The sequence below is a fragment of the Nonomuraea sp. NPDC049400 genome (assembly GCF_044466425.1).
Classification (GTDB): Bacteria; Actinomycetota; Actinomycetes; order Streptosporangiales; family Streptosporangiaceae; genus Nonomuraea.
In genome coordinates this window covers 1-1,365 of record NZ_JBITMP010000162.1, presented here as the reverse complement: position 1 = coordinate 1,365, position 1,365 = coordinate 1, and the positions used below count along the sequence as shown (strand labels likewise).

At 68.0% G+C, this 1,365-nt stretch carries 1 protein-coding gene; it reads right to left on the bottom strand.

Annotated elements, in window-relative coordinates; genetic code table 11:
- Positions 1 to 39: 39 nt before the first annotated feature.
- A protein-coding gene (locus ACIBVN_RS60895; RefSeq protein ID WP_397152055.1) for an IS3 family transposase occupies positions 40 to 1,292 on the bottom strand; the annotation gives its coding sequence in 2 pieces (ribosomal slippage) (positions 40 to 950 and positions 950 to 1,292; 1,254 coding nt in all).
- Positions 1,293 to 1,365: the final 73 nt, after the last annotated feature.

Below are 1,365 nucleotides of genomic sequence, written 5' to 3'. Positions count from 1 at the left end.
GGGCCTTCCCCCACGGAAGTGGACACGCGGTGGGGTATGTCATGCGGCCAGTGTCAGGCTAGTCGATCTTTGCTGGTGTAGGTGCTCGTAGGCGAGGGGGCTGAGTTGCCCGTTGGCCGAATGTCTTCTGCGGGTGTTGTAGCGGGTCAGCCATCGAAAGACCGTTCGTCGGCAGGTGGCGGCGTCGCCGTAGTGGGGTGCGCCCTGGAGCGTCTCGCGTTTGAGGGAGGCGTGGAAGCTCTCGCAGGCGGCGTTGTCGGCGCTGGTCCCGACGGCTCCCATGGACTGGGTGACGCCCAGTTCGCGACACAGAGCGGCGTAGTCCTTGGCGGTGTATTGCGCCCCGTGATCGCTGTGAAACACTGAGCCGGCCAGCCCGCCCCGGGTCGCCGCGGCCATCTTCAGCGCGTCGGCGACCAGGTCGGTGCGCATGTGGTCGGCGATCGACCAGCCCACTACCCGGCGGCTGAAGCAGTCCAGCACGGTCGCCAGGTAGAGGAAGTCCCCGTCGCCGAGCGGGAGATAGGTGATGTCGCCCATGTACTTCCTGCCCGGCTCGGGGGCGGTGAAGTCCCGCTGGAACAGGTCCGGCACCGGTGTGGCGGCCGGCTCGGGGATGGTGGTGCGAACGCGCCGGCGTAAGCGGGTGCCGGCGATGGCGAACTGGCGCATCACCCGCGCGACGCGTTTCTCGTTGATCGTCATGCCCTGGTCGCGGAGTTCGGCGGTGATGCGCGGGGAGCCGTAGGTGCCGTCGAACTCGGCGTGCACCGCGCGGATCTGTTCGGCCAGGGCCGCGTCGGCGGCCTGTCGCGCGGCCCGGGGTCCGGCACCGGCGCGCCACTTGTAGTAGCTGGCCCGATTGAGGCCGATCACCTGGCACAACCGCTTCACCCCGAAGGTGTCCCGGTGGTCGGCAACGAACTGGAAGCGGTTCACCAGTGCGTCTCCCCGGCGAAATATTTGGCCGCCTTGCGGAGAATGTCACGTTCGGTGGTGAGCTTCTTCTCGCTGGCCTCCAGCTCACGCACACGTTCCTCCAGCTGCCGGATACGCTCCGCAGCTTCGTCACTCACCCCAGCGGACTGCCGACTGCGCCCGGTATCCGAGCTGGCCGGCGGCCTGACCGGCTCCTCACCGCGCAGGGCGCGCGCCCGCAGCACCCACGCGCGCAGGCTGCCCCGGCTCACGCCCAGATCGGCGGCAATGCCTTTGTAGGTCGCGCCGGGGGTGGACTCGTACAAGGCCACGGCATCGGCCTTGAACTCCTCCGAGTAGTCCTTCAACGCCATCGGCGGTCTTCTCGCTTCCTCCGGATCAAGCAAGATCCAGTATCAGCGTGTCCACCAACCAGGGGGAAGTGCC